The organism is Mesorhizobium sp. M2E.F.Ca.ET.209.01.1.1, from assembly GCF_004010375.2.
Taxonomy (GTDB): domain Bacteria; phylum Pseudomonadota; class Alphaproteobacteria; order Rhizobiales; family Rhizobiaceae; genus Mesorhizobium.
On record NZ_SADP02001173.1, the window covers coordinates 1 to 290 of the forward strand.

Here is a 290-nt window from a genome sequence, read left to right on the forward strand (position 1 = left end):
CCCAATACGACCAAAGGGTGAAGGCGAGCCAGCGCATAGCTTCAGCATAACCCGGCTCGATCGTGATCGCTTCCCTCAGCAGGATCTCGCACTCGCGGACTGCTTCGGCGGATCCGGCAAGATGGGCTATGAGCGGACGCGCTCGCAAGCAGAGTTCATAGGCCTCAAGATTTTTCGGGCGGCTGCGCGCGGGCAACGTGGTAAGTCGGCCGACAAGGGCCGAGGTTGGTTCGATCCGACGCTGACCCGTGGGCGGGGGGCTTGGGGTTTACGAGCCGGTGCCGGACCGA

1 pseudogene is annotated in these 290 nt (G+C 63.8%); it reads right to left on the minus strand.

What is annotated here, in order from left to right:
- Positions 1–196 (minus strand): annotated as a pseudogene (locus EN852_RS42060) (adenylate/guanylate cyclase domain-containing protein); the annotation flags it as partial.
- Positions 197–290 lie beyond the last annotated feature (94 nt).